Annotated in this window: 7 protein-coding genes and 1 pseudogene; 6 read left to right on the top strand and 2 right to left on the bottom strand. The window is 67.0% G+C overall.

The window, feature by feature from the left end:
* Positions 1 to 255: 255 nt before the first annotated feature.
* The 4 genes from ABEA81_RS24805 (at position 256) to ABEA81_RS24790 (ending at position 3,210) form a co-directional block, all read left to right on the top strand.
* On the top strand, positions 256 to 606 hold the full coding sequence (locus ABEA81_RS24805) for a hypothetical protein (RefSeq protein ID WP_345607720.1): 351 nt from the start codon (positions 256 to 258) through the stop codon (positions 604 to 606).
* A 265-nt stretch (positions 607 to 871) separates the two neighbouring features.
* The gene (locus ABEA81_RS24800; RefSeq protein WP_345607719.1) at positions 872 to 1,186 is read left to right on the top strand and encodes a hypothetical protein; all 315 of its coding nucleotides are present in this window, start codon (positions 872 to 874) and stop codon (positions 1,184 to 1,186) included.
* Positions 1,183 to 1,521 carry a YybH family protein gene (locus ABEA81_RS24795; protein ID WP_345607718.1) on the top strand — a complete coding sequence of 113 codons (339 nt, stop codon included), beginning with the start codon at positions 1,183 to 1,185 and terminating at the stop codon, positions 1,519 to 1,521. Before ABEA81_RS24800 ends, ABEA81_RS24795 begins: the two co-directional genes overlap by 4 nt.
* A gap of 894 nt (positions 1,522 to 2,415) precedes the next feature.
* Complete coding sequence (locus ABEA81_RS24790) at positions 2,416 to 3,210, top strand: hypothetical protein (RefSeq protein ID WP_345607717.1); 795 nt, start codon at positions 2,416 to 2,418, stop codon at positions 3,208 to 3,210.
* A 63-nt stretch (positions 3,211 to 3,273) separates the two neighbouring features.
* On the opposite strand, the gene ABEA81_RS24785 is transcribed toward ABEA81_RS24790, so the two are convergent.
* Entirely contained in the window at positions 3,274 to 3,471 is a 198-nt protein-coding gene (locus tag ABEA81_RS24785; RefSeq protein WP_345607716.1) for a hypothetical protein, read from the bottom strand.
* A gap of 172 nt (positions 3,472 to 3,643) precedes the next feature.
* On the opposite strand from ABEA81_RS24785, the pseudogene ABEA81_RS24780 reads away from it, so the two are divergent.
* Positions 3,644 to 4,432 (top strand): annotated as a pseudogene (locus ABEA81_RS24780) (IS256 family transposase); the annotation flags it as partial.
* Positions 4,433 to 4,707: 275 nt separating this feature from the next.
* On the opposite strand, the gene ABEA81_RS24775 reads toward ABEA81_RS24780, so the two are convergent.
* Positions 4,708 to 5,310, bottom strand: a complete 603-nt coding sequence (locus ABEA81_RS24775) for a dihydrofolate reductase family protein (protein ID WP_345607715.1) — start codon at positions 5,308 to 5,310, stop codon at positions 4,708 to 4,710.
* 329 nt (positions 5,311 to 5,639) lie between these two features.
* Here ABEA81_RS24775 and ABEA81_RS24770 point away from each other — a divergent pair, with 329 nt between their 5' ends.
* Positions 5,640 to 6,110, top strand: a complete 471-nt coding sequence (locus ABEA81_RS24770; RefSeq protein ID WP_345607714.1) for an SRPBCC family protein — start codon at positions 5,640 to 5,642, stop codon at positions 6,108 to 6,110.
* Positions 6,111 to 6,436: the final 326 nt, after the last annotated feature.

Raw genomic sequence — 6,436 nt, 5'->3', positions numbered from 1 at the left:
CGGGCGGCTTGCGCACGATCCGACGTGAGGACGTGTCGATCGGAGGCCGCCACCGCGCCCGACACCGCGGCGCTCGGGACGCCGGAACGCACCTGGCTCCGAGGCATCGTCGCGCGCCTTCGCGGCCCGACCCGCGCCGAGAAGGCACTCCGGAACAGACACGCCCTGATCATCCGACCGACCCGTTCGCCGAGTAGACAGGTCATACCGATGAATGCGATCCGGCCGTCCGGCACCGAGTTCGCGCCCGCACGCGTGGCGCACGACAGCCCGAAGCTGGTCCTGGAGCCGAAGTTCCCCCTCCTCGACGCGGTGCTGTGGTGGGCGCTGCCGGCCCCTGCGCTGCTCGCCGGCGTTTGGACGGCCGCGGCGACGACGGTGGACGTCGTCGATGGCGCCTCCGACCCGGCCGCCATGATCACCTGCGGGATCGCGGCTGCCGTGGCCCTGTTCGGCGGCATGTCCGTTTTCGAGCGGTTGCTCGGAGCGGCGGGCGAAGCACTAGGCGCCGGCGTCACGTTCCAACTGATCCAGTCTCCTTTCATCGAGCACGGCATCATCCCCGGCTGGTCGATGCCGGTGGGTGGATCATCACTGCGGTCATGACCGCAGTGATGAACTGGCGGGTGCACACCCGCCGGCCCCCGGTGATCCGCACCGCTGAGCCCCTGGTGGCTGGTCGGGCCGCGCTCGCTGAGCTCGTCGGCGCCGACGAGCCCCGCGATCCCGGGTCGGTTCACATCTTTGGGCGTTCCGGCTGTCGGGGTGGCCGCGGAGCGCTTTGCAGTCCGTGGAGCCGCCCGGGACGCCGCCGGCGGAGGTCGACGCGGTAGCGAGGATCGAGACCCGGTCGGGCCGCGGAACCGCCTTCGTGATCCGCAACGACGGCATCACCGCTGACCTCGTGACCAATGAGCACCTGTTCGACGGTGCCTGGACCACGCGGCTGACCAAGAGCAGCCTAGACAAACCCGCGGTGGGCGAGACGCACCAGATCATCGTGCACCGCGAAGACAGCTTCCGCGGTCATGGCGTGATGGTGCCACCGCCGTGCTGCGCTGACCCAGATTCCTGGGATGGGCGGGTCCGCACCACCACACCAAGCTGGTGGTCCGAAGGGATCTGTCCGCACCTGATTGTGAGGATGACGTGCCTGCATACACCCCCGAAGAGATCCACGCGTTGATCGCTGCCGCCTTCAATGACGGCGACCTCGAAGCGTTCCTCGACCTGCACGAGGAGCACGCCGTGAGCGTCATTCCTCCCGAGGGGCGGCACGCGGTCGGCCGCACGGAGATCGGGGCCGCCCTGGCGCCCATCTTCGCGCGCCGAGTGCGGGTGGCCATTGAGGTCGCGAGCAAGCTCGAGAGTGACGGTCTCGCCCTCACGCACGCACAGGTGCGTGTGGCCGAGCCCGGAGGGGAATCGTGGGACGCCGTCGGACGCGGAACTGTGGTATCGCGTCGACAGTCGGACGGCACCTGGCTCATCGTGTTGGACAACCCGATGAGCCCGCCGTGAGTCGGCCCCCGGTCACCGACGCCCCACCGCTGCCCGCCGCACGGCGAGGCACCGACCTTGCACGCCACGTGCGGGATGAAGGACAGCTCGCCTTGTCGCCATGTCCACGACGTTCGTTGAACCCAGCCGGACGTGCTCGCTGTGGCCGTGATCTGCACCAGCCCCGGCGTCGCCCGTGGATACGCTGGGTGATGTCGACCAAGGCAGATACGCGTGCATCGCCCACACGAGGTACGCGCGGAACGGCAGGCTCTCCTCCGCGACGGCGGACGTAGCCGGTCTCGGTGGCGGCCGGTGCGCCCTCGGCCGCGGCGTCCGTCAGCGACCTCGTCGAGCGGGTCGGCTGATCGCTGGTCGCAGCCGTGCAGGCGGGGCTGCGGTGGCAGGGGCCGGAACGGATAGAACCCAGCGCAGTCCCGCAACCGCGCAGTGCCGGCCTCCACACGCGTTTGTAGCCGGGTAGCCGCCGCATCATGGGCAGGATGGCGGGCGAGTTCGCCAGATTTCGCTTTAGTGCTTCGCGCACACATCATGTAATCGCCATCGGTGCATTCCTTGTGCAGGGAGGCAGTCGGCTCCCAGCTAGTGGACGCTACGGCACCGCTCTGACCTCACAGTCTGCGCATTGCGATCGATGCACAGTGGCAAGAATCAGGTGATTGCCGACCGCATCCAGCAGTTGACCGTGACTTGCTCTAGACCTAGCATCTAGTTGAGCGGCCGGTCCTGAACGCCATTCCGGATCTGGCGTAGGCCTTCGAATGTGTCGCCGAGGCAACGATCAAGATTAGTTCCTGAATCTGGCTCCACGACTGGGTTGTGGCCTATTAGTGCTGCTCAGGAGAGGCGCAGGAATCAGGATCGTAAGCAGCAAATCCTCGGCGGGGACGGGTAATGATGATCTTTGATGACGAACGCCGCGTGCGGGCGCGCCTGCGCCGCGCTCGCGGGTTCCTCGCGGCGGCCTGGTTCGTCCACGGGACGACGCTGGTGATCGCCGCGCTCGCGGTCGTGACGGGTGTCGTTCGTCCGCTGCCATTGGCGCTCGCCGTCGTGGTTTTTGCTGCCGTCCCGCTCGGCGCGCTGATTCGGTGGGAGCGCACTGAGCCGAGCGCGCGTCGACCTGCCGGGTGGGTGCGGCGTGCAGTGGGCGTCGCGCTGCCACACCAGGTCGGGTTCGGTCTGGCGGCTGCGACACTGTGGGAACGGCAGGTGCCTGTCGGCCTGGCGTGGCTGGTGTTCGCTGCGGTCCCGATGTCCGTCGAGCTCACCGCGGTCGCGCTCGCGAGCCGGGCGATGCGCAGGCCTCTCACTGCAGACTTGGGCAGGATGGAGGTGGAGGTCCTGGCGAAGATCCGCAGCTCCGATTCACGGATTCCTGCGATGTTTTCCAATGACGACGTTGTCATCACTGACAAGGCCCTTGTCATCACGGTGCGCCCTGACCTCACGTGGAAGTTCGTTGAAACCATCGATCTTGCGGATATCGCCGAGATTGACGTCCGGCCAGCGACTGCGGGGGAACGCTGGCTCGTGACCGAGGATGGGCGTGTTTATGCGACTCCGCCAGGCAACGTCGTGCGGGTCGTGCACCGGTCAGGCGTGCGGTCGATTCCCGTCGAGGATCCCTCCGGATTCGCTAGCGTCCTGGGTGCTCGCATCGATGTCTTTCGCGAGGCGGCCGCTTAACCCGGACGCTTCTATGTGTTGTCAAGTGCTCGCTCGTCGGGATCTTGGTCGTGCGAGATCGGTTCAGGCCTGGTTGGGAGTCATGGTCGCTGTCAGGGTGCGGTAGAGCTCGCGGGCGACGTAGCGCTTGGGACAGCGGCGGATCTCGGGGATGGTCTTGCCCTCGGCGGTGCGGCCGGCCGGCTGCCACGCCTGCTCCGGGACGAGGTCGAGCTCGTTGACGATGTGTTCAGGCAGGGTGAACCCGACCGAGTACGACAACCGCTGCGCGACGATCCACTCCAGCTGCTCGTGGGTGCACCGGCGGAGTCGATGCCGACGAGGATCTTGCGCCCGGGGCGGGTGCCCGGGCGGTAGCCGGGCAGCTGCCGCAGCGCTTCGCGCAGCACGATGATGTGGTCGGCGGCCGTGTAGGAGCTGGCGTTGCCGGGGCGCAGCAGCACCGACAACCTTCGTCGCCGCCGACGCCCTGGTGCTCAAGGTCCGTGAGGGCGGGCGGGTGGTCAACGTGCATGCACGCCCTGCTCGCCACCGGGGTCAACGCCGACGGTCACCGGGAGATCCTGGGGCTGCAGGTCACCTCGGCCGAGGACGGCGCCGGCTGGCTCGGGTTCTTCCGGGACCTGACCGCCCGCGGCCTGACCGGGGTCCGGCTGGTCACGTCCGATGCCCACCGCGGCCTGGTCGAGGCCATCGGCGCCACCCTGCCCGGCGCGTCCTGGCAACGGTGCAGAACCCACTACGCGGCGAACCTGATGGCGCGACCCCGAAGGCGTCCTGGCCGTGGGTGCGGGCGCTGCTGCACTCGGTCTATGACCAGCCCGACGCCGGATCGGTGCACGCCCAGTTCGACCGGGTCCTCGAAGCCGTGGCCGGCAATCTCACCAAAGTGGCCGAGCACCTCGACACCGCCCGCGCCGACGTGCTGGCCTTCACCGGGTTCCCCAAGGAGGTCTGGCGCCAGATCTGGTCGAACAATCCTTCCGAGCGGCTCAACCGGGAGATCCGTCGCCGCACCGACGTGGTCGGCATCTTCCCCGACCGCGACGCCCTGATCCGCCTGGTCGGCGCCGTGCTGGCCGAGCAACACGACGAATGGGCCGAAGGACGCCGCTACCTCGGCCTCGACGTCCTGGCCCGCGCCCGCCTCACCACCGTCCCCGACACCACCAACGGCGAGGAGGTGACCACCACCGACACCATCCCAGCGCTCAGCGCCTGACCAACCAGGAAGATCATGCATCAACCGTCAAACACCACGCCAGCGGACTCGACCCTGCTCAACACACGCCAGTGGCCGATCCCACGTGAAAGCCTCGGGCTAGGTTCGGATCAGGTGCGAACTGACCCTGCGGGGTACAGACCGCTGGGGCAGGTGGAACTCATCGGTCGAGACCCCTACCGGAGCTGGCCCCACGCCGGTGAGCGTGATTCCTCGGGCCTCGCACCTCGACGTGTCCATGTAGGGATGTAGGGATCGACGAGTCGGCTTCCTTCTCAGGTGGAAAGCCTTGAACGGACCCGCTCATACGTGTGGATCACGACACCGGTGGCGGTCACCTTGGTGCCGACCAGCGCCAGCGGCGCAGGCATCGTCCCTCCCGCGAAGAGGCGCTTGCCGCTGCCCAGCAGGACGGGAAAGATCCACAGGCGGTACTCGTCGACCAGGTCGTGGCGCATCAACGTCTGGACCAGCTGGCCGCTACCCAGCACCTGGATCTCGTCGCCGCGCTGTTCCTTCAGCCTGGCGATTTCGGAGCCGACTTCCCCCGGAAGGAGGGTCGAGTTCTGCCAGTTGACGGCGGTGAGCGTCCGGGAGGCCACGTACTTCGAGACGCGGTTCATGGCGGATGCTGCAGGGTTCTCGTCGTCGGTGAGATGGGGAAAGTATCTGGCCATCGTCTCGTACATCCTGCGTCCGCGCAGTAGTCCAGCCGCCTGTGCGTGCAGCTCGACGATGTCGCGAGACATGGCCTTGTCGACGTGTGGCGCCATCCAGCCGCCATGTGTGAAGCCACCGTCACGGTCGTCGTCGGCCGCCCCCGGCGCCTGCATGACGCCGTCCAGCGACAGGTACATCTGTACCACCAGCTTGCTCATGCCTCTTCAGACCGTAGCGAGAGGTCAGACTCATCGCTGTTCGCCGAAGCGTCACGCGTTCCGGTTCCGACGGCAGCTCGTGCCGCACGAGACGCGGCAGGGACGATCGAGGAGTGCTTCCTCTCCCCGCTCGCACCGCCGAGAGGACGACCAGGCACGGCTTGGGTCCGTACCAACCCTGCCCCATCTCGTGGAGGGCTCATTCAAGGACGTACCGACGGGTGCGCGAGCCCCTCTGCTGGCTCAGTCGTGTCGTGCATCAACTCCTGCTTGCAGGTGATCGCGGTTCCGTCCGATGACTCTTCGCGTTTCGACGAGTCTGTGTTGGCATGGGTGAAGATCGCAGTGTGCGGCACGAGGTGCGGTCGATCGAGGCCTCTCGCGTGGTTGAGGCCCCTGCGGCGCAGGTGTTTTCGTTCCTGTCGGACCCGGTCAACCATGTTGCGTTCGACACGAGCGGGATGGTGCGCGGCTCCACGACAGGCGCCACGATCGCTGGCGTGGACGACGTGTTCGTCATGAACATGCACAACGCAATCAAAAGCAATCATCAAGTGGAGAACCATATCGTGGTTTATGAACCTGACCGGGCCATTGGGTGGGCGCCGGCAGAGCCGGGTCACACCCCGGCGGGTCACACGTGGACATGGCGATTGGCTCCGGCAGCCCCCGATCGCACCGTGGTGAGCCTGACCTACGACTGGTCACGATTTTCTCACATCGAGATGCTTGACCACCTACCGGTGATCAACTGTGCTCAGCTACTGGCGTCGTTAGATCGCCTTGCAGAAGCCCTTTGACCACGGGAACGGCCAGCGGGAGGTCCTGGTAATAGGCAGGCCAGTTAGCGCGTCCCGGGGGCCATGTCCACTGCTGGCGAGCCACAATGCCAAGGCCCGCGGCCTCCAGGCATCAGCCTCGAACTCGAGGCGACCGCGGACGGCCGGATCAGCACCGAGGAGGCCAGCACGTTCGCGTGCTACCGCGAGTGAGCTGGAACCCATACCTCGCCCTGCAGGCCGGCGTCCTGCCGAAACCGGCTCGGGATCTCCGACAAGGCCGAATTCGCCCAGGCCGAAGCGGAACTCACCGGGTACGGGCCGATCGAACTCCAGCACATGACCGG

Source organism: Pseudonocardia adelaidensis, assembly GCF_039543345.1.
Lineage (GTDB): Bacteria > Actinomycetota > Actinomycetes > Mycobacteriales > Pseudonocardiaceae > Pseudonocardia > Pseudonocardia adelaidensis.
The sequence above is the reverse complement of the archived record's forward strand: the minus strand, read 5'-3'. Positions and strand labels throughout refer to the sequence as shown.

Excerpts from the sequence above, each read along its gene's own strand:
- ABEA81_RS24790 (WP_345607717.1), top strand. The coding sequence starts at position 2,416 with ATGATGATCTTTGATGACGAACGCCGCGTGCGGGCGCGCCTGCGCCGC.
- ABEA81_RS24775 (WP_345607715.1), bottom strand. The coding sequence starts at position 5,310 with ATGAGCAAGCTGGTGGTACAGATGTACCTGTCGCTGGACGGCGTCATG.
- ABEA81_RS24770 (WP_345607714.1), top strand. The coding sequence starts at position 5,640 with ATGGGTGAAGATCGCAGTGTGCGGCACGAGGTGCGGTCGATCGAGGCC.